26 protein-coding genes are annotated in these 25,911 nt (G+C 69.8%); 1 reads left to right on the top strand and 25 read right to left on the bottom strand.

Annotated elements, in window-relative coordinates:
- Window positions 1–233 precede the first annotated feature (233 nt).
- The 11 genes from ACFVJQ_RS43165 to ACFVJQ_RS43215 form a co-directional block, all read right to left on the bottom strand.
- On the bottom strand, window positions 234–575 hold the full coding sequence (locus ACFVJQ_RS43165) for a hypothetical protein (protein WP_307021050.1): 342 nt from the start codon (window positions 573–575) through the stop codon (window positions 234–236).
- Between the two features lie 828 nt (window positions 576–1,403).
- Window positions 1,404–1,664: a hypothetical protein gene (locus ACFVJQ_RS43170; RefSeq protein WP_385791255.1), complete on the bottom strand. Its 261-nt coding sequence runs from the start codon at window positions 1,662–1,664 to the stop codon at window positions 1,404–1,406.
- A 29-nt stretch (window positions 1,665–1,693) separates the two neighbouring features.
- The gene (locus ACFVJQ_RS43175) at window positions 1,694–2,617 is read right to left on the bottom strand and encodes a hypothetical protein (protein WP_385791257.1); all 924 of its coding nucleotides are present in this window, start codon (window positions 2,615–2,617) and stop codon (window positions 1,694–1,696) included.
- Window positions 2,618–2,936: 319 nt separating this feature from the next.
- A complete protein-coding gene (locus tag ACFVJQ_RS43180) occupies window positions 2,937–3,380 on the bottom strand; it encodes an NUDIX domain-containing protein (RefSeq protein WP_385791259.1) in 444 nt (147 codons plus the stop codon).
- A 55-nt stretch (window positions 3,381–3,435) separates the two neighbouring features.
- Window positions 3,436–4,047 (bottom strand): AAA family ATPase, encoded by a 612-nt coding sequence (locus tag ACFVJQ_RS43185; RefSeq protein ID WP_385791260.1) that lies wholly within the window; start codon window positions 4,045–4,047, stop codon window positions 3,436–3,438.
- The gene (locus ACFVJQ_RS43190) at window positions 3,969–4,829 is read right to left on the bottom strand and encodes a hypothetical protein (RefSeq protein ID WP_385791262.1); all 861 of its coding nucleotides are present in this window, start codon (window positions 4,827–4,829) and stop codon (window positions 3,969–3,971) included. Before ACFVJQ_RS43190 ends, ACFVJQ_RS43185 begins: the two co-directional genes overlap by 79 nt.
- 59 nt (window positions 4,830–4,888) lie before the next feature.
- Window positions 4,889–5,617 carry a hypothetical protein gene (locus tag ACFVJQ_RS43195; protein ID WP_385791264.1) on the bottom strand — a complete coding sequence of 243 codons (729 nt, stop codon included), beginning with the start codon at window positions 5,615–5,617 and terminating at the stop codon, window positions 4,889–4,891.
- Window positions 5,618–5,678: 61 nt separating this feature from the next.
- The gene (locus ACFVJQ_RS43200; protein WP_385791266.1) at window positions 5,679–6,656 is read right to left on the bottom strand and encodes a radical SAM protein; all 978 of its coding nucleotides are present in this window, start codon (window positions 6,654–6,656) and stop codon (window positions 5,679–5,681) included.
- Window positions 6,657–6,964: 308 nt separating this feature from the next.
- A complete protein-coding gene (locus ACFVJQ_RS43205; protein ID WP_385791268.1) occupies window positions 6,965–7,633 on the bottom strand; it encodes a hypothetical protein in 669 nt (222 codons plus the stop codon).
- 53 nt (window positions 7,634–7,686) lie between these two features.
- The gene (locus ACFVJQ_RS43210; RefSeq protein ID WP_385791270.1) at window positions 7,687–8,097 is read right to left on the bottom strand and encodes a DUF6415 family natural product biosynthesis protein; all 411 of its coding nucleotides are present in this window, start codon (window positions 8,095–8,097) and stop codon (window positions 7,687–7,689) included.
- Window positions 8,094–8,513, bottom strand: a complete 420-nt coding sequence (locus tag ACFVJQ_RS43215; RefSeq protein ID WP_385791272.1) for an ATP-binding protein — start codon at window positions 8,511–8,513, stop codon at window positions 8,094–8,096. The genes ACFVJQ_RS43210 and ACFVJQ_RS43215 overlap by 4 nt, the downstream gene beginning before the upstream one ends.
- Before the next feature lie 247 nt (window positions 8,514–8,760).
- On the opposite strand from ACFVJQ_RS43215, the gene ACFVJQ_RS43220 reads away from it, so the two are divergent.
- The gene (locus tag ACFVJQ_RS43220) at window positions 8,761–10,110 is read left to right on the top strand and encodes a hypothetical protein (RefSeq protein ID WP_385791300.1); all 1,350 of its coding nucleotides are present in this window, start codon (window positions 8,761–8,763) and stop codon (window positions 10,108–10,110) included.
- Between the two features lie 105 nt (window positions 10,111–10,215).
- On the opposite strand, the gene ACFVJQ_RS43225 is transcribed toward ACFVJQ_RS43220, so the two are convergent.
- From ACFVJQ_RS43225 to ACFVJQ_RS43290, 14 genes are all read right to left on the bottom strand, one after another.
- Window positions 10,216–10,476 (bottom strand): hypothetical protein, encoded by a 261-nt coding sequence (locus ACFVJQ_RS43225; RefSeq protein ID WP_385791274.1) that lies wholly within the window; start codon window positions 10,474–10,476, stop codon window positions 10,216–10,218.
- 792 nt (window positions 10,477–11,268) lie between these two features.
- Window positions 11,269–13,182, bottom strand: coding sequence for a protein-arginine deiminase domain-containing protein (locus ACFVJQ_RS43230; RefSeq protein WP_385791276.1), 1,914 nt, complete (start codon window positions 13,180–13,182; stop codon window positions 11,269–11,271).
- Entirely contained in the window at window positions 13,098–14,282 is a 1,185-nt protein-coding gene (locus ACFVJQ_RS43235; protein ID WP_385791277.1) for a hypothetical protein, read from the bottom strand. The genes ACFVJQ_RS43230 and ACFVJQ_RS43235 overlap by 85 nt, the downstream gene beginning before the upstream one ends.
- A 73-nt stretch (window positions 14,283–14,355) precedes the next feature.
- Window positions 14,356–14,928 carry a hypothetical protein gene (locus ACFVJQ_RS43240; RefSeq protein WP_385791279.1) on the bottom strand — a complete coding sequence of 191 codons (573 nt, stop codon included), beginning with the start codon at window positions 14,926–14,928 and terminating at the stop codon, window positions 14,356–14,358.
- Window positions 14,859–15,782: a hypothetical protein gene (locus ACFVJQ_RS43245; protein ID WP_385791281.1), complete on the bottom strand. Its 924-nt coding sequence runs from the start codon at window positions 15,780–15,782 to the stop codon at window positions 14,859–14,861. Before ACFVJQ_RS43245 ends, ACFVJQ_RS43240 begins: the two co-directional genes overlap by 70 nt.
- Before the next feature lie 46 nt (window positions 15,783–15,828).
- The gene (locus tag ACFVJQ_RS43250; protein ID WP_385791282.1) at window positions 15,829–16,452 is read right to left on the bottom strand and encodes a hypothetical protein; all 624 of its coding nucleotides are present in this window, start codon (window positions 16,450–16,452) and stop codon (window positions 15,829–15,831) included.
- 86 nt (window positions 16,453–16,538) lie between these two features.
- Window positions 16,539–18,086 (bottom strand): ParB/RepB/Spo0J family partition protein, encoded by a 1,548-nt coding sequence (locus ACFVJQ_RS43255; RefSeq protein ID WP_385791284.1) that lies wholly within the window; start codon window positions 18,084–18,086, stop codon window positions 16,539–16,541.
- A gap of 155 nt (window positions 18,087–18,241) precedes the next feature.
- The gene (locus ACFVJQ_RS43260) at window positions 18,242–18,856 is read right to left on the bottom strand and encodes a hypothetical protein (protein ID WP_385791286.1); all 615 of its coding nucleotides are present in this window, start codon (window positions 18,854–18,856) and stop codon (window positions 18,242–18,244) included.
- Window positions 18,857–19,056: 200 nt separating this feature from the next.
- On the bottom strand, window positions 19,057–19,770 hold the full coding sequence (locus ACFVJQ_RS43265; protein WP_385791288.1) for a PP2C family protein-serine/threonine phosphatase: 714 nt from the start codon (window positions 19,768–19,770) through the stop codon (window positions 19,057–19,059).
- Between the two features lie 93 nt (window positions 19,771–19,863).
- On the bottom strand, window positions 19,864–20,121 hold the full coding sequence (locus tag ACFVJQ_RS43270; protein ID WP_385791290.1) for a hypothetical protein: 258 nt from the start codon (window positions 20,119–20,121) through the stop codon (window positions 19,864–19,866).
- Window positions 20,122–20,185: 64 nt separating this feature from the next.
- Complete coding sequence (locus ACFVJQ_RS43275; RefSeq protein WP_385791292.1) at window positions 20,186–22,744, bottom strand: hypothetical protein; 2,559 nt, start codon at window positions 22,742–22,744, stop codon at window positions 20,186–20,188.
- Window positions 22,745–22,866: 122 nt separating this feature from the next.
- Window positions 22,867–23,517, bottom strand: coding sequence for a hypothetical protein (locus ACFVJQ_RS43280; RefSeq protein WP_385791294.1), 651 nt, complete (start codon window positions 23,515–23,517; stop codon window positions 22,867–22,869).
- A 120-nt stretch (window positions 23,518–23,637) separates the two neighbouring features.
- Window positions 23,638–23,922 (bottom strand): hypothetical protein, encoded by a 285-nt coding sequence (locus ACFVJQ_RS43285; RefSeq protein ID WP_385791296.1) that lies wholly within the window; start codon window positions 23,920–23,922, stop codon window positions 23,638–23,640.
- Window positions 23,923–23,989: 67 nt separating this feature from the next.
- Window positions 23,990–24,553, bottom strand: coding sequence for a hypothetical protein (locus ACFVJQ_RS43290; RefSeq protein ID WP_385791298.1), 564 nt, complete (start codon window positions 24,551–24,553; stop codon window positions 23,990–23,992).
- Window positions 24,554–25,911: the final 1,358 nt, after the last annotated feature.

Genomic DNA, 25,911 nt, shown 5'->3' on the forward strand with positions numbered 1-25,911 from the left:
ACTTCCGAGGCGTCACTGCACCCATGCGGCTGGTGAGATCCCGCGGCAGCCCGAATTGCCAGTCTCACTCCCTGAAGTCCGTCTCGCTCCAAGACGTGCCGTATGGGCGATTGCCCTCGCCTCGTCACGGACGGGCTTGTCGCATGAGAGGCGAGAGTGCAGTACTGAGGAGCATTAAGTGGCGTAAATCAGGTGAAAACGACCTCTTAGCGCCGGCTGCCCATGCCTGCTCGTCAGGCGATGCCAGACTCCCACCAGGAGCACGTGGAGGTCTCGTTGATGCAGACTCGGATCCGGACCTCGTAATCCTCGGGGATGTTGCCGCTGCCGTCAGGGGTGCCCAGGTTGATCCACCTGGCTCCATCGGCCGTGGACGAGTAGAAGGTGTCGCTTTCTACGAACCTGCCGCTCGCGTTGACCACGATCACTTCGGCCCGTGCCGCGTGCCCGTCGGCCAGCAGGTCCTCCATGAGCAGCTCCTCGCCGTGGGGCTCGAACAGCACCGTGTAGTAGGTCTTTGCGTCCCGTAGCAGAACCGAGGACGCGCCGAGGCCGCCGGGGTCATCGGCCGACACCCATACCCTCGTATTGGAGGTCCAGGTGGCCGCGTTCGCAGTTCCAGCCGACGCACCCACAGCAAGTACTGTGGCCGCTGCACCCGTGGTGAGGGCTCGGAGCAAGCGTCGGTGTGTCAGACGCTTGACGATGCCCCCGTGGCTGATCCGCATGTTGTCTCCCTCTCGTCAAGTTCGCTTCTACGTCGCAGCGTTGCTCGTCCCAATGTGCTCGTGCACCTCACTGGGCCGAAACCGGCGCGCCAGGCAACCCCGGGCTGGTGCACCCCCATCTGGCTGAGCGGGCCTCGGTGGCCCAACAGCGTCGCGCCACCGATGGTGCGGTCATTATCAGGACCGGAAGCCGAGTACAGGTACCTGAAAAGTTATAGGTGGCCGTTCTGGCGCTTGCGGCTCTTCGTGGCGATCGGTGGGCGGCTGTCGATGGACCTCATGGCACCGGCAATCAGGCTCGCCATGCTCGCCCTGGACCTCGTCGTAGCCAGCGCGGCCCGCAACTGGTCCGCCGATCCGCACACCATCCCAGTCGAAGAGTCGCCCGAGGTTGAGGAACAGGCACTTACCGCCCATGGCAACAGGCCCGGCGCAGGGTCCCGTCGGTCCTCAAGCGGAACGTCGGGATGGTAGATCACGCGAATGTCCTCGACATAGCGATCCCAGACAAACGCCGATTTCATCGTGTCGTACGCCCTTCTGAGGAATGGGTTATCGAGGGATTCTTCCAGGCTGCACTGACAGCAGCGTCCGCTACTCGCTCGGTGTAGATCCAGTAGGCCTTGCGCCCGGCTGGGGCCGCTCCGTTGAGAGCAGGTAACCGGGCAGAGGCAGTTACAGCGCGGGCAGGGGGTCGGAGGGGCCGTCGACGCCGAGGAGGAGCACGTGGTGCCCGACGGCCTCGGTGAGACCGGCGGTGACCTTCTCGATGTCGAGGCGCAGCCGGATGCGTCCGGCGCCTTCGCCGTTGGCCGCGAGGTCGTGTTCCAGTTCGTCGTCGATGCGGTCCAGGGCGGCCTCGGCCGCGGCGTAGTCGGCCAGGCCGCGGGCGAGGAGCTGCCGGGTGGCGGTATCGCGGAGCTGATAGCTGGGCATGGGGGATCGTCCTCCGGCTGGTGGGGTGATCAGGTGGGGTCGGTGAGCCGACGTGCAGCGTTCACCGCGCGCGACCAGACGTCGGGGCTGCCGCCGTGCTCGCGGGCGAGGGAGGCGGCAAGGCCGCGGACGTCGCCGCGCTCGCGCAGGGCGGCCAGGGCGATGGCCGCCCTGCGGTCGGCGTCCGAGCGGGGCGGCGTGGCCGCGGGGCGGTGCTTGAGGGCGTTGCGTACGACGTACTCCCAGGACCTCTGCGGCCCGCCGTACTGCACGCTGAGCTCCGCGGCCAGCCCCGGGTGGTAGCCGTCGCGGTCGATCGCCTCGGTGGCGTACTGCTCGGCGAGCTGCGTGGCGGTGAGCGGCTCGGTGTCGGCGCGGGCGCTCAGCTCGGCCGCGAGGGCCTCCTCGAGGGCCGAGGGCCGGCCGACGGGCGCCTCGGGCTGCGGCCCGGGACGGCGGCCGGCCTTGCCGAGCTTGTCCCCGGTGCGTTTGCGGTCGAAGTCCTGCAGGTCGCCGACGCGAAAGGCCTGGATCATGCGGCCGGTGGGGCCCTCGACCTCGCCGACCGGCTCCGGGAAGTAGCCGGGGTTGGCCTGCTGGTACTTGCGGATCACCGAGGCCCCGCTGAAGTTCAGCAGCTCGGCGGCCTTGTTGATGGAGACGACGGTCTCCGGGGCGAGTTCGTAGAGTTCGGGGTCGGCCTTGAGGACCTTGCTTGCCTTCTCCTCCTGGAACCAGGCGTAGAAGTCCCGGAACTGCTGCTCGTCGTAGAAGTCCTTCCCGTCGATCCGCTCCTTCTCCGGGTGACGGTGCTCCTTGGGCTGCTCGTCCCGCACCTTGTACCAGCGGGCCGCGGTGCCGACGCTGGCGCCGGTGAACTCGCGGATCCAGTCGCGGTTCACCACGGCGCGGCCGCTGACGAGGCGGCGCTGCGGGTTCAGGGCCTTGGTCATTGCACTCTCCGGTTCTGGCTGCGGCCCTATACTTGGGGCCTGCTCCTCTTTGTTCCTCTGGCGCTCACGCGCCGGCGGGCGAGTCGAGTTGGTGATGGTGGTCGGCGGGACGTTCGGCCGGGGTTGCCGCTCCGGGTCGACACCCCTGAGGGGGTGCCTTCCGCCGCCCACCGCTTTTTTGCCGCTAGTTTCGCATAATCAATATGACACTCTTGAGGGCTGGCTGTCAATCTCGCCGGCACCAGGCTCCGGGGCGAGGCCGAGCGCGGCCGCGTCCTGGTCCGGAGCGTCAACGGCCGCGGTCTGTTCCACGTCTGCTCTATGCAGGCTTCTCCCAGCCGTGCACGGAGAACGGTTGGCCCTTGAGGTAGTGGGCGATGCCGAGCGCGTTGTACGGGACGGTGTTGTCGGGGAGCTGGTCACTGGGGTGCCAGGACAGGCCCGCGCACTTGTGGGGCTCCATGTTGCGAGGTTCGCCGTCCCAGTGGCGGGCGGCGAAGAACCAGCCGATCCGGGGCTCTCCCTCCGGGTTGCGGAAGTGCATGACGTGCACGATGCGCAGGGCTTCCCGCGCGACGATGACGCCGGTCTCCTCTCGCCCCTCTCGGATCACGGCGTCGAACACGTCCTCGGCCTCGTCGAGCTTCCCGGAGGGCAGGTTCAGCATGCCGTCGGCGTAGCCGGTGCCGCGCCGCTCGGCAAGGCACACGGCTCCGTCGCGCTCCAGGATGAGCATCACGTCGTTCACGGGCTGCTGGGGCACAGTGCTTCGTCCTCCGGCCGGTTGGGCGCTTGCCGGTAGGCGACTGTAGCCGGGATCAGACTGCGATCAGCCCCATGTCCCCAACGTGGTTCATGGTCCACTGGACACGCTCGGACACCGTCAGGCCCGTGGGCATCTCGAGCATCGGCACGCCCGTGGCGCGGCACGCCTCGTAGATGGCTGTGTCGGACTCGTCCTGGATGTTGAGGACCTTCTCCCGCATGCGGTCGCCGCCGGCCTTCTGGTCGTAGCGGTCTTGGCAATACACGATCGCGTCGTAGGCGACGGGCATCCAGGCGCGGCACAACGCCTCGGCCGCGGCGAGAACGGCCGCGGTGCCCGGCTCGGTGGGATCGAGGACGAGGCCTGCCAGGGCCAGGACGTTGGCGGGGGTCTTGTCGGTGATGAGCACTTGGTGGTGCCGGGCGGCGCGCAGGGGCACGGTGAAGTGCTGGGCGAACAGGTCGAGTTCCGCGACCAGGTCGAAGTTCCCCTCACCGTGGAGGACGATGGCCTCCATGAACGGGCTGGTCCGGGCGGGCTCGCCGGTGCAGGCGGCGCCGATGCTCTGCTCTCGCAGGTGCGCGGTCAGCGCGTGGACGAACGTCGTTTTGCCTGCGGCCTGGGTGCCTTCGACGGCGATAACTCGGCACTCTCGGATGGACACGCGTTCTCCAGGAGGTCGGTGAATGTGGGGTTTTCCAGCCAGGCCCAGGCGTCTTTCGCGCCCTCGGCAATGACTTGGTTGACGTTCAGGCCTTCGTCGGCCCACACGGCGAGTCCGGCCGTGCGTGCGGCGACGTAGGCGGTGGAAAGGGAGTGCCGGAGGTTGAGGACGCTCACGCGTTCCCGGCCCTCCTCCTGGCCGTCCTCGATCCATCGCCGGTGCCAGGTGGGCATGGACACCTTGCGGAGCTCGGGCTGGGTGACATCGAGGCCGAGCTCCGTGCACACGTCGACGAGACGGCGCGAGGTCCCGGTGAGGAGATGGCCGGCGTCATACCGGGTGTCGACGTAGTGGCTCTGCTCCGGGTGGGCGTCGCGGCGCTCCCTCCACTGCGCGCGGGCCGCCTGCAGGGGAGGGACCGCGTCCGCGGGGGCGTTTGCCTCCAGGACGGACAGGTCAGCGCAGAACTGGTGCCCGGTGATGATCGTGGACGTCTTTGCGGCCGCGGTGACCGTCGCCGCGGCGTGCCGGACGAGCTCGTCCATCTCGCCGGGTTCCTCGACGTACACACTGGTCCACTCGAACGGCACGTCGGCCAAGTCCGGGGTGCTGCCGGCGGGCAGGTCGAGCCACGCGACGCTGTAGCAGAAGGGGCGTTGCCCGATCCTGATCCGGTAGTTCTTCGTCCACTCGACGTCGATGGACGCGACCCGTACGACTCCCGTGCGTAGCGGCGGCGGCTGCAGGGAGCGGGCACTGGGCAAGCTGCTCGTGATGATCATAGGTTTGTTCCTGCCGTAGGACGGGGCCGTGCGCCCGGTGCGCACGGCCCCGTCGGACGCTACTCGCTGCCTAATGACGCCACGCCGCCCAGCAGGGAAGGCGCTGCCTCCCACGCAACGTGGGACATCACGTCGAAGATGCTCAGCGGCTCCTCCCAGTGCAGTCGTTCGGCGTGCTTGCCGCCGAGCAGCGCGGTGGTGACCGCGGACGACAGGACGCTGCCGGCGAGAGCATCGGGGGAGAAGTCTCCGGCCCGCCCCTCGGCGAGAGCGGTGCATGCCACCTGTGCGCTCTCCTGCTGCTGGCTGCCGGCGAACGACTTCACGGGCTCCAGGCCGTGCGCGATGGCGGTGTCGCTGATGAGTCCGGCCGGGCCGAGGTCGTGGCTGGTGTCCACCCGGCGGGCCGTGCCCGGGGCACGGGTCGTGCGGTCCTTCCACGCCTCAGCGACCGCGGTCACGCCCGGGTGCCGGGCTTCCCCCTCGGTGCGCGGGAGATGCTGCAGGACATGGAGGTCGTCGGCACCGTTGTGCCAGGCGATGATCCGCGCCTGTCGGCGGGCCTGTACGAGCAGGGTGTCGAGCTGCCTGACGATCGCCGCCGTCTGCCCTGTCGCGTCCGGGAGGAGGACGCGGTACCCGAAGTTCGCGAGCGGGGCGGACACCGGAAGCGACCTGGTGCGGTGGATCTTCATGAACACTGCGGCAGCGCCCATGAGGACCGGCTCATCGCCGGCCTCCCCCCACACCAGGGATAACCCGGTCAGCCAGTTCGCAGGCTTCTGCACGGGCCGGGTGGTGGACCCGAACGGTGTCTCGGGCCACCCCAGGTTCGTCAACTCCCGCACGTCACACCCCCTGTGCAACGGCGTGGATCGACCGGCCGACGTACTTGGAGATGTGGTTCTTCTTGAAGCGGTACCGCTCCCAGACCGCGGTGATGGGCTCCTCCAGGACGTTACCCAGGTTCTCCCACAGGTCCGGAGCGTCGTAGACCGGCCAGGCGCGGGCGGTGCCGTTCGGCTCCACCACGATCATGTGCCCCTCGTTCTCCGGGGTCCACGCCGTCAGCCGCAGCGCCGGGGACCATCCGTGTTCGGCGCGCTGCTCCTTGAGCCGCGCGAACGTGGTCTCGGCCTCGTCGGTGGTGATGAACTCGTGCTTGTCCAGGCCGAGGGCGTTGCCCTTCCGTAGAGGGAGGATCAGCTTCACCTTCGTGGCGTCCAGGACGTCCCCGATCTGCACCGTGAACGGGAGTACGGACAGAGTGGAGCGGTAGACGACGGCCGACAGGGCGAGAGGGATACCTGCCTCCTGCAGGACCCGGACGCCGGCTATGGTCCTGTCGTAGTCGCCGCGAACGCGCGTGAAGGCGGCGCGGGGCCCCTCGAACCCGACGTTGGCGTAAGCGATCTTCCCCGCGAGGTTCCGGGCGTGGTCCAGGGCGTGCGTGGCGTTCGTGGGCACGGCGACGATGTGGTGCCCGTGGAAGATGTCGACGACTTCCCCGAAGTCCTTGCGCATGAGCGGCTCACCGCCGGAGAGGAAGACCCGGCCGACGCCCGCCAGATTCTGGCGGATCGTGTCGAGCTGCTCGAGGGTCGGGTCCGGCAACTGCAGGGTCTCGGAGCAGAACGAGCAGTCGAAGTCACACCGCTTGGTGACCTGCACGATCACCGACAGCGGGGCAGTGAGCGCGTTCACGGCGGCCTCGATGTCGAGGTCGGCCCGAGCGTCGAAGTGCTGGCCGTTGAACGCGTACCCGACGCCTCCGCCGAGGTCCCTGTGTAACTGCGCGGGAACGGTGGGCATCCCGAGGTTGGTCATGATTCCTCCGTGATCGGTCGAGGGCTGAGCTGGAGCACCCGGCGCGGGGCGGGACCTGGTCGTGGCGGAACGCGAGTCGGGTGTTCGTCCCCGCGCCGGGCGTCTTGCCTGCCGATGGCCTGGTCCGGTCGACATCCGGGCCAAGCCATCGGGCAGTGGTCCATGCGGCAAGCGCGGCGCTGGGGCCCATGGGGGACGTGGCCCCAGCGCCGTCTCCGCCCGCGCCGAATGCCGTTTGTCGTACGGGCGGAGCTTGTTACCTGCCCGATGACCCGGGCGGGACGTCATCCGGGCCACCGGGCAGGGGTTCATGCGGCGGCGAGCTCGGTCAGTTCCTGCGTCAGCTCATCCATGCTGAGGGCGCGGAAGGAGGTCAGCCGGCGGATCAGTTGCGAGGCGAGCAGCGTGGGCACGTTCGGGTGTCCGAAGGGCAGGGGATGGTCCGGCTTCGCGACGACGTGCACTTCGTTGCGCGCGTTGAGGCCGTAGAGGGTGCCGTGGACCCCGTACAGGGGTGCACTCTTCGCGAGGATGACCATCGGGTTCTTCTCAAGGTGCGGGCAGAGCGCGGCGGCGGCGCGTGCGTGCTTCGGACACACAGGAGGCTGGTTCGTGAAGATCGTGGGCTGTGCGGGGTCCTGGTCCTTGGGCCCAGCGAGGAAGATGAATCCCAGAGGGGTCCGTGCTTGCTCTGCGCAGACCTGACAGCGCAGGGCCTGCATCGTGAGCATCTGCCGGTAGGGATGCATGAGCTTCCACTGAGGCGTGCCCGTCGGCATCTTGCGGTTGTCCACGGGGTTGAACCCGCATCGCGCCCACAGAACGCCGCGTAGGGGCCGGTCCCGGGGGTCCTCGTCCATGTAGTAGAGCCGGGGGCCGGAGGGGTGCCGGACGATGATGAGGTTGTCCGGCGCGGCATCCTCCCCTTCTCTCCGGGTGATGAAAGGGATCAGGCCCGGCTCGGTCCTGGTGCTCACGGAACGGTTCTCGTCTCTCGTCTGTGTCGTGGTGGGTCGTACTGGGGCCGTGGTCATGCAGCTTCCTTGAGGCATTTCGTCGCAACGAGCCGCTCCAGCAGCTCATTGACGGTCCAGCCCATCCGGCGAAGGTGCCCGACGGCCTGCCGGTGATCGCCCGGCATGTTCTCGGAGCGCACGTTGCGTGCGCGCTCGATGAGCCGAGCGGTGGCTTTGTCCTCTTCCGCCTCCGCGGCGACAGCTATGTCGACGAGCCGCATCAGGTGGCCGCGGAGGCGCTGCGCGAGTTCTTCGACGTATTCCTCGGCCGGCATGACGTTGTCCAGGACGACCGCCACGTCATCCAGCAGGGCGCCCCCGTCGAACGGTTCCCACGCACGGACCTTCTCCAGCACCGTGCGCAGCGCGTCAGGGTCCAGGGGCGGCCGCCACCTCGGCACGGCAGAGACGGAGGAGTTCGTCATGGTGTGGCTCCGCGCACGGGGAGGGTGCACCACACGGTTGCTCCCTGTTCCGCCACTCCCCAGCGGCCGTCGTGCTCACTGACCAGGTACTCGATGAGCTGAAGTCCGCGCCCGCCCTCGGCGTCGGCATCCGGCTGGCTGGGCGCGGGAGTGCCAGGCACGCCATCGGTTACCGAGATACGCAGGACGCCATCCAGGAGCCTCACCGTGAGCGTCACACTGGTGGTTCCACTGTGGACGATGGCGTTGGTGACCAACTCGGAGACGATGAGCGTCGCGTCGTCCACGAGCCAGTTGAGGCCACAAAACCTCAGTCGGGCTGCTGTCACGCGCCGGGCCATCTGAACGCGGCGGCCGTTGCGCTCCGAGGTGCGCCGCCCGGCGCAACCCGGGTCCACCTCGAAGCTGACGCTCAACAGGTCTTGCTCGCGTAGAGGGGGCCAGGGTGCGAGCGTGGCGGCCTGGCGCCCTCTGTGAAGGTCGTCTCCTTGGGGGAAGACGCCTCTTCTCACTGGTGGTGCGCTGGTCACCTCTGCTCCCAAGGCCGAGATCAATCGCTTTCCGTGTAAGAGGTAATCGCGCGGCCACGGTCTGCGGGTACCGTGGGAGACAGGTGGGACCGTGAACACCGTGAATGCCATGGAGCTGTCGGGAGTTGAGTACATGGCCACGAGGAAACGCACGCCCAACCGTGCCTTGGACAGTCTGCTTGAGCAGGCGCGATGGACGCGCACGCAATTGGCGCAGCAAGTCAACCGGCTCGGCCCCCAAGCTGGGCTCGATCTCACGTACGACCGCACGGCCGTTGCGCACTGGATCGCCGGTACGCCGCCAAAGCCCGAGGTGAGGCCCCTGATTCTGGAGGCGCTGTCTGCTCGCTTAGGTCGGCCGGTAACTCATGCGGAAGCCGGTCTCCGGCCCGCCGTGTCCGTCGGCAACTCCCAACCAGTCGACACTGTGGAGGAGTTGATCGACCTAGGAAGGGCGGATATGGACCCATCCCGTCGCGGAGTACTGGCCGCGACTCTTTTCTCCGCAGCGCTGACGGTGCCTGTGTTCCAGCAGATGGCACGGGCCGCCGACGATCCTGTCACGCCGGGCAAGGCCACGACCCGGATCGGCGCCTCTCAAGTTGCCTCCGTGCGGTCCATGACGGAGCGGATCGCGGACATCCTTGATGAGTTCGGCGCTGGCCACGCGCGCCCCATGGCGGCCGCATTCCTCGTCAACACCGTCGGCCCCTGGCTGAGGGCACAGGCATCCGAGCCGGTGAAGCGGGACATGCTCGCCGCGGCGTCGGACCTCACGTACCTGACGGGCTGGATGGCCATGTACGAGAAGGCCCACGGCCTGGGCCAGACGTACTATGTCAAGGCCCTCAAGCTCGCTGATGAAGCCGATGACCACGTCACGTACTGCCGTACGCTGCGCGGCATGTCCCTGCAGGCGTCGAACCTCGGGCACGGTCGGATGGCGCTGGAACTCGCGGACTCGGCGGCCGAGGCCGCGCCTTCCGCGGGCCCCCGCCTGGTGGCGTTCCTCCGCGGGCAGCAGGCTCACGCAGCGTCCATGGTCGGGGACCGGCGCCAGGCCCACGCCCGGCTACGCGAGGCCGAGACCGCGCTGTCGAAGGCCGACAACCGGCGCGACGCGATCGGCGGCTACGACCAGACCGCCTACCTCTTCCACGTCTCACACGTGCTGATGGAGGAGGGCGACCTGGCGGGCAGCATCAAGGCGATGAAACAGAGCATCCGGGTCCAGCCAGCCCAGGAACGCCAGGGCCGCGTGCACGCATACGCGGTACTCGCCCAGCGGCAGCTCCGTTACGGGCACGTGGACGCCTCATGCGAGTCGTGGGGAAGGTTTCTCGACGAGTACGAGCACGTCTCTTCCGTCCGCGGCGACGATCACTTCGTCACGATGCGCGCGGACCTCGCCCCGTACGCCAAGACCCGGGCGGTGAAGGAGCTCTCCGGCCGGATGCGAGAGGTCGCGGCGGCCAAGGCCTGAACGAAGGGCGCCTCCGGGGGAGCTGTCGGCAAACCCCGGAGGCGGCACCACCCAAGATACGGCCAACTCAGCATGCCTGGGCGGAAACAAGCCGATATCGCTGCGTCAGTCCTCGGATGCGACCGCGGAGGTCCTGGTCTGCGGCCGGGCAGTCGCCCACGACCGCGAGCGCGACTGGCCCTTCGACGGCCATGCGCACTCGCGCGACCGGCTACCGGTGACCACCAGCTGCTCACGAGCTCCCGCGACGACATCGACCATCGCCTCGACCAAGTCCGTCCACCGGGCGAGCGCCTTGACCACCACAGCCGTCCCGGAGGACTCCAACACGCTCGTGGCCGCGCCGTCCTGGTGCGCGAACAACACTTCGGGCCGCTCACGGTACAGCTGGCACAGCCCAGCCCGGTTCCGCTTGCCCGTACGGCGCCGCCCGGACTCCCACGCACTCTCAGACTCGCGTCCGCAGCCCCGCCAGTGATCGCATTCAGCGCGTCGGCGGCCTCCTCCAGCGTCATGTTCCGCGCTACCCGGGCCCGCTTGAGCACCGAGTCCGTACTGCTGGCCGCGGCCACGGACACCGCCCCCTCTCCATCCACCGCCGTGTACCCGCAGTCTTCCCCGCCTGCTGGCGGTTCAGCAGGCCCCCAACCAGCCCTTTCTCTGGAGCCGCAAACCGCCGTACGCGACGCCCACCGCGATGCCTGTCTGGGCGTGAACCGTGCCTTACATGCCTGCACAAACTTCGAGCCTGCGACCGGTAGTTGTGCTTGACAGATGCAGATAAGGCCCGACGAACCGCTGTAATGGTGAGCGCGGACGAAGGCCTTCGCCGTGTGGACCAGCTCGTTCGGCCTCTCGCGGACGCGGTAGCGGGCCGGATCGAATCCGCCTTCACTGGTCGGCCTCCAGCTGTGCCGTCGGTTCTTCCACCGCTGGCAGATGGCGCCGAGATCGAGCGGCGGCTGTTCATACGCAGACATCACAGGGTCCTATCGGGGCGGTGCGGTTGGTGAGCGAGGCCGGTCCGGAGTTGCCGCCTCGGACCGGCACGGTCGGCGACGGGGGTGACTCAGCCCGAGTGCGGCTCCCGTTCGGCCGCTCATGTGACCGCCCCCAGGTCGGTGACCTGGGGGTGGTCGGCTGTCCGCAACGGTGCAGCTACGGCTTCCACCAGGCGGCGGACGCGTCGCGCAGGGTGTTGGTGCCGCAGTGGATCTCGCCCATGCCGAGGTGGTACGTGTACCAGTCGTCGACGTACGAGACCTTCATGCCGGCGCGCGTGTACGCGGCGGTGACGGCCTCGGTGAAGATGTCCTTGCCTCCGACGACGGGACCCCACTGGCGCGGGGCGAGGTAGCGGTCACGGGAGAGCAGGATGCCGTTGACGGCGCCCGGGACGTATGCGCTGGTCTCCACGGTCCCGGGAGCGGGTGCGGCGGAGGGGGCGCCGTCGGCGGCCGGAGTGCCGCCGCGGCCGAGGAAGTGTTGCTGGCCGTGCTTCTCGGCGGCCCCCGGGTCGGCTCCGCCGCCGAGGCGGCGGAGCAGGGGCACGCGGGTGCCCTCGTCGCCGGCCTGCGTGCCGCGTGTGTAGAGGGCCGGCACCTTGACGATCTCCTCGTCGGTGACGCCGGTCTCCCGCTTCAGGATGTCCAGGTTGGCTGCGATCTTCTTGGCCGCCATCTTGTTGTCGGACACGAGGTACTGGGAGGCGAGGGCCTGGTCGATCGTCTCCTTGGGGGCGGCCACGCCGTCGAAGCCCGGTACGGAGAACATCTTGGTAGCGCCATGGCCGTCGCGCCGGGCGTCACGGAGCAGTTGCAGGCCGGCCTCGGGGTCGGCGACGCCGATCCGCCAGCCGCGCGGGGTGTCGGCCGGCAGAAACTGCACGAACTCGTCGACGTGTCCGACGTGCAGCCACGAGGTGTCCAGCAGGAGCGGGTCCTGGAGCCCCTGGGACTTCAGCAGCGTGCGTATCTCCTTCGAGGGGCGGATGCCGCTGCCGCCCTTGCGCTCGCCCATGATGATGCGCCCGGCAGGGAACGAACGGCCGTTGTGGGCGTAGGGCGGGATGGTCTCCAGGTTCCCGTAGGAGTTCAGGGTCTCCCAGCCCTGCATGTCCCTGCCCTTGGCCTGCACGACACCGACGTTCGGCCCGCGCAGCTTCTCGTAGAGCTCGCGGCCGGCCTCACGAGCCTGGGCGGAGCGCAGCATCACGCGCATCGTCCGCTGCCGTCCGTCCGGGCCGGTCATGTTGAGGTAGGCGGGCTCGACGAAGTCCTGGGCCCAGATGTCGCCGTACTCCTCGAAGGTCACCAGCGGCTTGGTGATGCCGGCCTGCTGGGCCTCCTTCTCCAGGCTCTTGACGAACTTCCGCTGGTGCTTGGCCCAGGCGTCGTTGCCGCGGACCTTCGTGACCAGCAGCTGCTGGGTGTTCTGCAGCGCGTGGTGGGTAAGCAGCGGCGCGGCGCGCAGGGTGACCGTGTCGGAGGCGGTACCGGCGGAGGAGGTCACCTTCAGCCGGATCGCCGTGCGGCCGTCCCACTTCGCGCTGTCGCGGATCACGTCCTTGCCCTCGACGCCGAACTCCACGCCGGCGCGCAGCTCGGCCCGCGTCAGCCGGGTCTGTGAAGTGACCGGCTTCCAGGCGCCGTTCCGCTTGACGAAGACCCTGGTTTGCGCGGCCCCCTTGGTGACCTTGACGCTCCCCTTGGCGTCGGACGGCAGGTTCTTCATCGGCACCGAGCGCACGCGGGCCAGGTCGGCGGCGTCGGCCCGGCCGTTGACCTTCTTGTCGGAGGCGTCGTTACACGCGGCCAACTTTGCGTCGGAGAGCGGGCGGCCGCCCGGGCCGGTGGTCGGGCACCGCTTGCTGTCGTCGTCGATGTTCGGCAGGAACACCGCCCCCCGCCCGACGGCCCAGGTGTCCTCACCGGCCGTGTCGGTGTCACCGGTGAGGTCGACCCGCCCGTCACGGTCGACGTCCGCCCTCAGGTCGACGCGCAGCGGCTCCTTCGCGTACGCAAGGGCCGGAGGTGCCAGCACCGCTGTCGTCGCGGTGAGGGCGAGTACCACCTGTCCAGCGTGTCTCGTACGCACATCGCGTCCTTCCGTTCCGTGTGGTTGCCTTCCGTCGAGGAAGAAGAGGCGGAACGGGGGCTGTGCGTTGGGCTGTGAACGCGAAGTCGTCCTTCCGGTTGAGGGTTGATGAGGAGACCTCCTTCTCGTGGTGGAGGAGGCCGACCGGTGGGCGTGCGTTGAGCATGGACGGGGCGTGAACTCGCAAGCGGGTCAGTACGGACACCGAAACGGGTGCGCGAGCGCAAGCCGAGGTCACTGAGCTCCCAGACCGGCCGGTCTAGCGGGCCAACGCCGCGGAAGAGGTCGAAGGCACCGCGCACGAGACGTACGACGTCGTTCCAGTGGGCCTCGCAGTTGCGGTCGAGGTATCCGAGGTCGCCGAGCTTCTTGTCCGTGAGCTCGGCAACGGACGACACGCCCGCAAGTCCCCGGACCATCAGTCGCATCGCGACCGGGCTGAGGGTCGGGCGCTGCTTGTCGCGCTCCACCAGGGCGAAGAGGAGCTCATGGCGCAGCCGTTCGGGCAGCGAGACCAGCGAGAACTGGAAGCCGGTCAGCCGCGGCGGCTGCACGGCAGCCCAGGCATCCAGGCCCTCGTAGATCGTGCCTTTCATGCCGGTCTCGTGCCGGTGGCGGCGCCGCTCACGGTGGGAGGTGCACAGCGGAACCCGGCCGTGGGCACTGCCGGCGCAGGCTCCGATCAGACACGGTGTGCCGGGCGGGCGCGGCTCGGCGTGGGCCTGGAGCCACGCGTCGAGTCCCAACTCGGTTTTCCCGCTGCGGAGGTGGTAGCGCCATGCTGCGTAGTGCGGGGTGCACGCACCGTGCGTCGAGGCCTCCAGGGCGCAGCGCACGCCGTCGCGCTCGACCGAACACGGCGGCCGCTGCCCGGACAAGGAGCGAACCATCGCGCGGCGGTCGACCTTGGCGAACTCCTCTCGGCTCAGGCCGCTTTCGAGGAACTGCTCGTAGCAGGAGCGGCACGGGTGCTGGCTCGCGCGGACCGCGACGTGACATCCGGCGCTGTTGCGCCGCCAGATCGCGGTCTCTTCCCTGTCTGGATTCCGGTGAGCAGCCAGTTCGGCCCGTCCCATTCGCCTGTGCGACGACGCCCGGCTCGGCCGCGGCGGCTGTGAGCTGGTGTGGCTCGCGCGGTCGGCGACGGCGTCAGGTGTCCGCGCTGTCCGGGTCGCGGCGGTCCCAGGGCCCGAGGACGGCCCGCGGCTCGCTCGCTCCCCGCGCGCGTTCGCGTCGTGCGGCCAGCAGCAGATCGAGGATCCGCCGGCCCTTGACCTCCGCTTGGTGGCGCAGGGCTGCGGGGATCCGGGCGGGAAGCATCACCCGCTTCGCCCGCAGATCGATCTCCAGCGTGACGGTGCGCACCAGGGTGTGGGCCTGCTCCTTGCCGACGTACAGGTGCAGGCGTGCTTCGACGCGGTGGTCGACGGGGGTGAGCTGTACGTACTCGTTGCGCCAGGAGAAGTGCTCGACGTCGGGGGGAGAGCTGTACCCGGGCAGGCACGGTGCGTCCGTGGGCACTTCGCGGTCGTCGCGCGGGGCGGTGGGGTCCTTCTCCCGGCGCGTCACGTGCTCGTGGAAGGGGTACCAGCCGGGGCCCGTAGAACACGCGCTTGCCGTCCAGGACGTACGCCCAGTCGCGAGGTCCAGCTTCACGCCGTACAGGTAGCGCTCGTCCTTCGCAGCGACACGGAGGTCCAGGGACGGGATTTCGGGGCGCACGTCGTGTGGGTGTTCCCCAACTCGTCCGGGCCGAAGGCGCCGTCGTCCACCACCTTGCGGATCAGGCGGGGGACGGCGCGGTCGAGCGGTGTGATGCGCAGGGCGGCGGCCGAGCCCTCGACTGCGATCAGCTCTTGGAAGTCCCAGTCCGGCTGCATCGCGCGCAGGCTGGGTTGGACCTCGCGCAGGGCCCAGGAGATGCGGCGGCCGAGCTGGTCTTCCGGGTCGGGACGGCGGACTGCGGGCAGGACAAGGGCGGCGTCAGGGTGCCACTGGTCGGACAGAACCTGCCACGGCCCGGGCTCCAGCAGCGAGGTGACCTGGCAGGCGAGCTGCTCGGCCTCGGTCAGCTCGCGCAGGACGGCAGCGGTGAGGCGGGCGGTGGACGGCGCGTCCCACGGGCCGCCCAGGACCAGGCTGAGCCCGCTGCCCGGGCCGCCCAGGGTCACGCTCAGCCGCCTGCCCTCCAGCCAGGCTTCCGCATGCCCGAACTGGACGAACAGCCCCACCTTGCCGGGCTGTTGGAACGGTGCGCCAGTGGTGAGCAGGCGGGAAACGGCCTCCGGGGGCGGGCGGGGGTCGCGGGCGTTGGGCAGGGTCGGGGCGTAGCGGGTGACCGTGTCGAGGATGCGCGACGTGATGGGGGTCGGGGTGTGCGCGCTGATGCGGGCGGGGCCGGTGGGCGATGGCGCGGCCAGGGCGGCCTCAAGTGTTCCGTGTCGCTCGCGGGTGCGCAGGGTCAGGCGGTAGCCGCCGGGCAGGTCGGCGCGGGTGCGGTCCCGGCCGCGCAGGTGGTGTTCGACGATGGTGTCGGAGATGGCGTAGGTCGGCGAGGCGGGCTCGAACGCGTACATGGCGCAGGCCTCCACAGGCGGCAGTCGGCGCGGGTGTGAGGGGCGGTCAGCGGGTGATGCGGGCCCGGGCGCGGTCGGCCTGGACGTGGACGGCATCGGCGTGCGCGGCGGCGCGCACCTTGTCGGCCCAGTCGGCGGCGCGCTGGGCCAGGTCGGCGAGGCGCACGAAGTAGGCGTCCTGGTGCTGGCGGGCGCGGTCCATCAGCCGGGCGTGCTCGGCGGTCAGCTCTTCGGCTGCGTACGCGGCGATCGCTTCCACCCCGTGGCGGCGGGTGACGCGCCCGAAGGGGCAGGAGCCTTCCTCCTGCTGGATGACGGCGAGGTCGGCGGCGGGCCAGCCGGTCTCCTCGTCGCGCGGGCTGAGCTGGATGTCGAGCACGCACACCGCGTCCGCATCGTGCAGGCCGTCAGCCTGGTAGCGGATGTGCGGCCGGGGCACAGGGCCGGTCTGGCGCTCGGTGTGTGCGCGCCACAGTTCGGGGGAGGGGTCCTCCTCGTCCTGGTGGAGGCGGTGAAGGCAGGAGACCAGGGCGGGCAGCTGCCAGGCGGGGGAGCCGAACGGCGCGGCCGGCATGGCGAGCCCGGTCCGGGCGATCAGGCCCGTGTGGTTGCTGACGGCGGCCTGGGCGACGAACAGAGAGGTGTTCAGGCGGAGTTCGGAGCGGAGCATGGCGAGGCCTTCCGGGCGGGCGGCGCGCAGAGAGGGAAGGGGAGGGGGCCCGGGCCGGACCGGTCAGGTCCGGCCCGGGCAGCAGGTCAGGACGCGTCCTCGGAGTCCTCGGCGCTCGCGCCGTCTGGGGTGTCCTCGTCGGCCTGGCTGTCGGCGTCGGCGGCGTCCGGCTCGCCCTCCTGGTAGGGCTCGTCGTCGACGATGGCCTGTTCGACGCTGGAGAGCGGGTAGCCGATCTCGGCGAGGAAGGTCAGCCACCTGCGGGCGTCCTCGCGGATCTCCCGCAGCTCGTAGACGGCGGAACGGGCGGTGCTGTCGGTGCGCCAGGTGCGGACCTCGCCCATCCGCTTCTCGAACGTCGCGGCAAGCACCGCGAAGTTCAGCAGGGTGAGCTTGGCCGGAGTCGCCGACTTGGCGCGCTCGGCGGGGGTGTCGTAGCCGGTCAGCTCCTTGACCAGGTCCCGGCGCCCCGCGTCGCCCACCCACTGAGCCACCGGCTTGGGGCAGGAAAGGAGCTGCTCGGTGATGAATGCGGCGAGCGGCTTCGGCGCGGTCTTGCGGCCGATCAGGTCCTTCAGCCATCCCTGCCGGGCCTTCTCGGCGGCGCGGTAGGCCTTGTTGCCCGCCTTGACGTACTCGCGCGACGGCTCCGAAGGCTTGGCCTCCCCCGCTGCCTGCGGCTGGACCTCGGCCTGGTCGCCGTCCGTCTCGGGGGTGTCCTCCTGGGGCGGGTAGTGGCCGAAGAGGTCCGGGTCGGTGCAGGAGTAGTCCACCTCGCCGGGCTCGCGGGGGTTCTCGGCCCAGGTCGCCACGTGGCCGGGGCACTCGGCGTGCGCCTCGGCGCTCATGGGCTCGCCGTCCGGGCCGTCAAGCTCGGCGAGCGGCTCGGCGGTCGGCGGAAGCGTGTCCGCGTCCTCGGCCAGCCGCACCCCGGCCGCCTGCAGCTGCGGCCGGACCTTGGCGCGGGCCTGCTGCTCGGCGCGGTCGTCGCGCTCCCACTGCACCTGGAACTCGAAGCGGCCCTTGGCGTAGGCCTCCAGCAGCCGGTCTACGGCATCGCCGTCGTCGTCGAACTCGCCCAGTACACCGAGCACTTCGAGGTCGAGGTCATAGGTGCCGGTCTCTGCGAGGACCGAACGGGTCCGGTCGCCGACGGCCTTGGCGGTCCTGACCGCGCGGGAGACCTCGGTACGGGACCGGCCGGTGAGCTGGGCGACCCGCGCCTGCTTCATGCCCGCGCCGACCGCGCCGAACAGGGCGTCGGCCTGCTCCAGCTCGGTCAGGCCCCGGCGGTAGTCGTCGTCGTTCTCGATGAGCTGGTCGATGAAGTCCTCGCCCGCCTCGCGCAGGGAGGGGTCGAGCACGTACGCGGGGACCTCGATTGCGTCCTGCTCCTCCTCGGTCTCCTTGGTGGCCCGGGCGGCGAAGTAGCGCCGGTGGCCCATCTTCAGCTCGTAGGTGTCCTCGCCGAGCGGGAGGACCACGAGGGGGACCTTCACGCCGTTGGCCGCGACGGACTTGAGAAACTTCTCGTCCAGGTTCAGGTCCTGGCGGACGTTGTTCTCGTTGACGCGGATCTGGCCGAGCTGCAGGGTGACCCGCTGCATCGGTGTCGTTGTTGCGGTGTCGCTCACAGATTGCTCCTCGTGCGGTCGGGTTGGTGTTGAGCAAGTTGCCGCTTGCTCATGAAATCAATTATACGCTCTACTTGTCGCGGGGCAACACCCTTTTTCCGGGGATCATTGCTGGTCAGGGGCGCCCATCGAGTGGCGGGATTGCGGCGAGGTGGTCAGATCTCGGTCACCGTCACAGGGGGCAGGCCCATGTGGGCGGCCCAGGCTTCGGCGGCGGCGTGCAGGGTGCGGAAGCCCTGCGGCCAGATCGGCTGCCGGGCCTTCTCCGTCGCGTAGGCGTAGGTGAACACCTGCGGTCCCAGGCCGTGAGCGTTCTGCAGGCGGCCGGCCAGATGGGGGTGCTCGGGGCACCAGATGCGGAAGCGGCCCAAGGCATCGAGCCCGTCACGGAACACGTCGCCGTGCTCGAGGTGGACGGCGACCGGCTCAGGCTGGGGCGGTGTGGCCCGTACGCCGCCCTTGGTCGGCACGGTCACGAACCCGCTCCCCTGGAGGTGCGCGGCCAGGTCGGCGCGCACCTGCAGCCAGGTGTCGCGGGTGGGGCCGGGATGCGGCGGCTTGCCCAGATGGCGGCCGATGAGCAGCGTCACGTGGGCTGTGCCGTCCTCTCCGGAGTGGCCGACGGACACGGCCACTTGCTCTCCGGTGAGCTGCTGGCTCTTGAACGCTGGAAAGCGGCTCGTGGGCAGGGCGCGGCGGGTGGCGCGGAGGTACCAGGACGGTGCGCCCGGCCGGTAGGGACAGCGGTGGCGGGTCGTCGGCGTGCTCATCGTGCGTCCTCGCGGGTGCGGTCGGAGCGCTCGTCCAACTCCTTCTCGCTCGCGACCGGTTCGCACGCCTGGTTGTGCTTCTGGGCCTGCTCCTTGGTGAGCTTTCCGGTCATGGCATGCCGCCTTTCGGGGTGGGGTGGTGTGCCGGTCCGGGCGTGCGGGCCCGGACCGGCGTCAGGTGCTGGGAGGCAGGCCGCGGCTTACCGGGTGCGGAGATCGGCGACTAGGGCGGTTGCGTTGTCGGCGTAGGTCCCGGCGTGGGAGATCGCGGACTCGGCGACGTCGCGCGCGGCGTGCTGCGGGGAACCGGTGAGGTAGTCGGCGAGGTTGCGGGCCGAGTCCTCCAGGGGCTCGTACGCGCCGTCGCTGGCCAGCAGCAGGCGGCAGTTCTCCGCGCCACGGGTGGCGGACTCGATCGCGGGATGCCCGTACTGGGCCTTCCTCTCCTCGTCGGTCTCCGTCGCACCCAGGCAGGACGTGATGCGGTTGCGGTTGCCCTGGAAGACGCGGCGAAGGTTGTGGTCGTCGGTGAGGCGCTGGACGGTGCCGCGCGGGGTGAGGACGTAGGCGCGGGCGTCTCCGCACCATGCGACGGTGAGGGGCTTTCCGGGGGCGGTGACGGCCGCGACGGCGCACGCGGCGGGCAGGTCGTAGCGCGGGTACTTGTCCTGCCGGTCCGGCTCGGCGGCGTACGCCTCGTAGACCGCCCGTAGGCCGGTCTCGGCGTCGGCGCGAAGAGCAGCGGCCCGGGCGAGCCGGCGGGCGGCGGTGCGGGTCCAGTCACGAACCGCGTCGGTGGAACCGATGCCGTCGCACAGTGCGTACGCGCGGGCGCCGTTGTGGGTGTAGGTGGCAGTGGCGTCGCACTGGTGGGAGCGATCGCCGATGAGCTGGAACGCGGCATGGGTGCGCATATGAGGCGTCCTTGCGGTGCGAGTCGGGTTGGCGACGGACCGGATTGCCGCCCGCTCCGTTTAATCAATAATACGCTATCACGTGATGGTCTGTCAGCCGGAAACGAAGACGTCGTCACCGTTGACGGTGATCCGGATCGGGATCGCGTCGTCGGGGCTGATCAGGTCGGCGGGTACCTCGCCGGTGTCCAGGTGGACGGACACGACCAAGCCTTCACCGCGTTTCCAGTAGGCGTAGACCTGGGTCCCGCCGGTCTCCAGGCACGGCAACGTCCCTCGCTGCTTCTGGTGTTGCTGCAGAAACCGCGCGCATCGGTTCAGGATGGTCGCGCGGTGCTGACTCAGTCGCATAGCTGTGCCTCCTCCGGGGGCCGGTCCGGGCGGGCGCGGACCGGCCGGGGCGGTTGGGGGCGTGTCAGGACGGGGAGTCGGCAGCGGTCTTCGCCTGCTCGGCCTTCCACGCTTCGCGCTCGGCGCGGCGGTAGGCCTCGACACCGTCGGCGGTCAGCTGTGCGACCCGTACGGCTTCCACCTCGGCCGGATGCTGCTCGGCGTACTCCTGGGCCCGGCCGTCTGTCGTCCAGCCGCGCATCAGCCAATTGCGCACCCATTGGCGCGCTGACTTGGTGCAGTCCTTGCCGCGCTTCACCAGGGCGCGGCCTTCCTCTCCGCCCTGGGCGGTGCCGACGGCGACGGCGAGTGCTCCCCGTGCGGCGTCGGCGGCGTCGTGGGCGTTGAGGTACGCGCGGGTGTACGCGGGCCGTTGCCCCTTGCCGTGGCGCTCCTCGCCCCACCGGTCGTAGGCCTCGTGGAAGGGCTCGCCGGCGCGTCCGTGCTCGGCGTGCCAGGTCACCCATGCGCGCTGGGGGTCCTCGAACATCTGGATGAGCCGCCCGTATCCGGCGGCGGTGGGCTCCTGGCCTTCGGCGGCAAGCCGTGCCCGCCATGCTTCCTCCTGGGCCTGCAACTGCCGCTCGGCCTCGGCGATCGCCACCAGGGCGAGGGCCTCGGCCTCGGTCGCGCGCGGTGCGTCCTTGACCTGCTCCAGGGCGGCGCGCACCCGCTTGCCCGCGTCCAGCACCGCATCCCGCTCCGCTGCCAGGGGCCGCGCGTCCTTGCCCCCGGTCTCCCGGTGGCCGCGCTGGGCCCGGGTGAGCGCGTCGACCGCGTCCCGGTGCGCCTGCTCGGCGTCGGCCAGAGCTGCCCCGGCGCGCTCGGCGGCGGCGCCGGTGATCTGGTCGTGCTCGTACCGGGCTTCGGCTGCCGTCTCGGCAATCTTGGTGACGGCGTCGGAGAGCTGGCGGTGCCACTCGCGCGCGTCCCGTCCCCACACGGTCCGGCCGGCCTCCTCGTCGGCACGGTTGATGGCGCGCACGTCGCGCACCCACGCGAGCATTTCGCGGAAGGCGGCGCCGTGGCGGCCGTTGCGCTGCGAGGCGGAGGCCCAGTAGCGGGCGCCGTCCCGCACGCACCGGGCGGTGAATCCCTGGGTGCCGGTGTGCACCGGGAACTCGCCGGACACCTCGACCGCCTGTACGAGGGTGCCTTGCATGAGGTTGGCCGTGACGGTCACGTCCCACCCGTTCGCGGTCGCTGCCTCTGCCAGCGTCCGCGCGTTCTTGGGCAGCTTGGCGACCCCGTCGGCCGTCGGCGCGGCGGGCGGGGCCGCGGGGGCGTCGCCGGTCGGCTGGGGCTCCTTCGGGCCGGTGGTGGCGGTCGGCCCGGGCTCGGGGCCGCGGGGCGGTGTGACGCCGGGGCAGGCTCCGCCGTCGGACTCCCACGCTTCGGCCGTGCCCGGGTCGGACGGCGCGGCGTCCGCTGCGGCGGTCGCGACCGGCGCCGTCTCCGCGCCGGGAGCGGCGATCGGCTCGACGGTCACCCGGCGGACGGTGTCGCCGTGCGACCACTCACCCGTGAGCCGGTACCCACGCGCGGCGGTCAGATCGGTGATCCGGTCCATGGGAACGGCGTCGAAGCTGAGGTAGTGGCACCCCTCGTCGTTCCATACCGTGGCGCCCTCCCACGGCCAACCGGGGTGACGCTGCCCGCACCCGCACTCCAGGCGCAGCGCTGCGCCGTTCATCCGTGTCCACGTGAGCACCGCGTCGCGGGCGGTCATGGTGCACGTGAGCGACCGCACCCAGCGCTCGTACGCCGAGTCGTACACCCCGAACGTCAGGATCTCCGACGAGATCACCCACCGGCCGAACGCGGCCCCCTCCTCGTTCGTACGTCCCTGCGCCACGGCGTACGCGGCGAGATCTTCGAGATAGGCGGCGTTCGACGTGAGGTAGTCGGCAGGGAGCACCGACAGTACCGGCTCAGTGCCGGGGGCGGCGTTGTCGCCCTCGGGGGCGAGCAGGCAGTCAGCGCCGAAGTAATCGCGCCCGACGCACCGTGACGGGTACAGCGTCACGGGAACGGTGGCCTTGATCCAGGGGCGCAGCATGACGGGGACCTCGCCTGCCGGGGTGGTGGCGATGGAAGCCGAGACGACCTCCGCCGTCACGGGCGACGCGTCCCGCCTGCCGTACACCGACATGGACAGGTCCGGGGCGGTCGGCTGTGTGCGGGCGGTGGGCGCCTCGGCGGCCACCAGGTCCCCGGCGGCGCGCCATGCGATGCCCTCGGCGACCTGCTGGCCGTAGCGGGTCAGGGTGGCGCCGTCCCAGCGATAACGCCGGGCGGTGAGCCGCCACATGCAGCGCAGGATGGTTTCCCCGGCCGCATGGCGGGCGGTGAGCAGCAGGGCGCAGTGTCCGGGCTGTGTCTCGACGGTGGCCGTCCATCCCGCCGCCTCGGCCTGGGCGGTGAGCCGGACCAGGCTGCGCGGCAGGGACCCCGCGCCCCGGGTGTCCGTCGTGCGGAGCTGCTCGGAGGTGGGGGCGGTGGGCGCCGGCACTTCGGCAGGGGTCGGGGCCGGCTCCTGGGCAGGGGTGTGCGTGCTGCTGGCGGGCTGCGTGGTTGCGGTCATGTCGGGTCACTCCTGGTCGGGTTGGTGCCGGGTGAGTTGCCGCTCACACCGGGAGGCAGGGCAGGGGAGGCAGGGAGTGCCCGCCCGGGCCGGTCGGGCGACCGGCCCGCGCGGGGTAGAGCTCAGTTGCGGCGGTTCGGGGGGCGGTTGTCCGGGGGCGCGGTACGGCTGCGCGTACCGTCCTCGTCCCTGGGCATGGCGTCGGCGGACGGACGCGTGAGGACGTCGGCCGAGCGATAGTCAACGTCCTGCGGCGGCTCCACGGTGCCGCCCGACTCCGGGTCGAAGCTGTAGGCGTCGCGCACCTCGCGCGCGGTGAGCGGGTGCAGCCACCCGCCCCGAACGGACCACGCACGCGCGGACTCTGCACCGTCCGGCGTCGTCGTGCGCACGACCACACCCCCAGCGCTGCCGGGCACGAATGCGAACGTGAGCGTGATGCAGAAGTCGAGGGCCTCGGCCTCGTTGACCGCGATCAGGTCCCCTCCGTCGGTCAGTAGCTGGAGGAGTTCCACCTGCACGCCGTGCGGCGTGGTGGCCGAACAGAGCAACGTGTGCTGCCCGGGGCCGAGCGCGTCCAGCAGCGCGAAGAATGCGGCCTGTGCCTGGTCCAGCGCTGCGGCGGTGCCGTCGGCGGACGGCGACGGGTCCACCGGCGGGGCTGACTCGGTGGGGGCGTCCACCGGGGACCAACGCATCACGCCCCTGGGCTGCTCCGCCGGGTCGTGGTGGCCGTCAAGGGTCAGTCGTACGTGGTCTTGATACTCGCTCATCGTTCCCCTGCCTTGGGTTGCCGAGTTGGTGGCGGGTGAGTTGCCGCTCACCCTCAGAATCAATAATACGCGGTTGCGAGGGTGACTCTCAACCCTCAATCACCCCCCGGACGTGGCGAGTTACGGCGACTCCACGGGCGTCACCTTGGTACGGAAGAACATGTTCGGGGCGAGGCTGAACGTGACGCGCTTGGTCTCGCCCGTGCTCTCGCGCTTGCCGTAGATCTCGACGTCGGTCAACTCGTCGTCTGCGTAGGTGGCCTGTAACACGGTGCCTTCCCACACCTCGGGCCACGGTTCGGACCGGTGCGCGGTCCTCGGGCGCGCGATGGCGGCCAGGCTCCGGGTCGGTCGGCGCTCGATGCGTACCCACTGCCCTCGGCTGATCGGCCCTGTGGCGGTCACGCTGTCCCCTTCTGCGGTGGCTGGATTCCGGGAGAGGGGGCGGCCGTTGGGCCGCCCCCTGGACGCGTTACCGCGTCCGGCCTGCCCGCTGCTCCTCGGCGGCGATCAACAGCTCGATGGCCCCGTGGCGGGCGTGGTCGGCCCGTACGCGCTCGGCCACTTCGTCGGCGGACGGCAGTCCGAACCCTCCGTCAAGGGCCAGCACTTCGTACGCCTCGCGCCACCCGCGCACCTGGCACTCGACGGCGGCCCGGGACGCGCACGCGATCGTCAGACCTCCGACGGTCACGGATAGTGCGCCGATTCCGTCCGGGCTGACTGCCGCACCACGGGCCCGGATCTTGGCGCGACGGGGCGCGTCGTCCAGGATCACAAACGAATTGATGGTGAGTTCGGGTTCGCGCAATTCGCCTGCGTCTACCTGCTCGGGGAAAATCCTGTCGAGCATTGCGGCTGCCTCGCACCAGCCTTCCCACCAAACACGCGCGCCGGTAGGGTGCCGGAATTCGATGATGGCTGTCGGGATCTTGAGGAGGGGAATGAGTGCCAGACCGATATGCGCGTCGGTCTCGTGCTCTCCAGCAAGGTGGATTGTGAGTCGGCTTACCGCGTCAACGGTTTCCGTGTTCAATGGTGCTCCTCGTGTTGGTGATTGAGTCCGAGTCAGGTTGCCGCCTGAACTCAAAATCAATAGTACACTCTCACTCGGTCGGCAGGAAGCCAGACACCGAAACGTGCAACATCTCCTGCGCCTTCTCTTGCGGCTACTCCTGTGCCTTCTCTTGCGGCTACTCCTGTGCCTTCTCTTGCGACATCTCTTGCGCAAGCCTCTCGGGAGGGTCCACGTATGCGCAGGTCAACCAAGGTTTCCGTGCGTGGTCGGGGGCCTGACATCCCCTCTGCTGCCGCTCTCCCTGCCCGGATGAGAGAAAAAGGGTGGGTCCGGGCTGGGTGGTGCGGCGGCGTCGGGGATCGGGGCGGGGGTGGTGTGTTGCGCGTCGGCGGGGCCTCCGCGCGGTGCTGGGGGTGGGGTGGACCGTGTGGGCGGTCCCTGGGTGTCCGGGCCGGGGCCTGGTCCTGGTCGTGGTCCTACAGCCGGTCTACCGGGGTAGCTCCTCACCCGCTCCTCTTCCTGCCTCTCCTCCCTCTCTTCCTCTGTGGCCTCGGGGTGTTGGTCCTGCCGGAGGCAGGCTCACCCCCGCAACTCTCCGAACGTCCCTCGCTCCGGGGGGCCCGGAGGGACCCTTTCCCTTCCCTCGTATTCCGTGGTTTACTTTTTTCCACGGAATACCAATTAATTCCCTTCGTCTTCAAGGGAATCGGAGATTCCCCGAATACCCCACCCCAGGAACCCCATGACGGGGCCCTCAACTCAAACCCCAACCCTCACCCACCAAACAAAATCAGCCCTCTTTCCCGTCCTTCCGTGCCGGAGGCAGAGTCTCCTTCACGGATGTGGCACGTAATCAGAAAGGAAGTCCCGGTGTGGTGGTGCGGCCCGGGGTGGGGCGTCTGGTCCCAGGCTCTACACAATGCATCACATTGATGCATTACTCTTACGGCAATTCCCTCCCTAGAGTGGAACATGACTGATGCTCACCCCATCGCGGCCAGTTGGCGTGCATGCTGGCGGGGTGCTGGTGATCTTGACAGGGCAGGCTTGAGGGTTGGGGAGGGGTTCGGGTGGAGCGCAGCGGAGCCCGTCACTACATCGAGGCCGGCCCCTCCGGCCGAATGGTCGTCAACTCCATTGCGGAGGTGGTGGCCGGGATTCCCAGACGCTACACAGGCCCGCCGTGATGCACCATGCTCTTGTAGCTAGCCACAGGAATCCCGCTTGCGGGATTCCACTCAATTCGCGCTTGCGCGAATTGACAAGCTTTTATAATTCCGCTTGCGGAATTCAATTACCCCGCTTGCGGGGTAATTTGGCGGAGTGTCAGCGGAGCCTTTCACTACTGCGCGGCTTGCCGCGCAGTATCCCGCCTG

It is taken from the genome of Streptomyces sp. NPDC127197, from assembly GCF_042672405.1.
In the GTDB taxonomy this organism is placed as follows: Bacteria; Actinomycetota; Actinomycetes; order Streptomycetales; family Streptomycetaceae; genus Streptomyces; species Streptomyces flavusporus.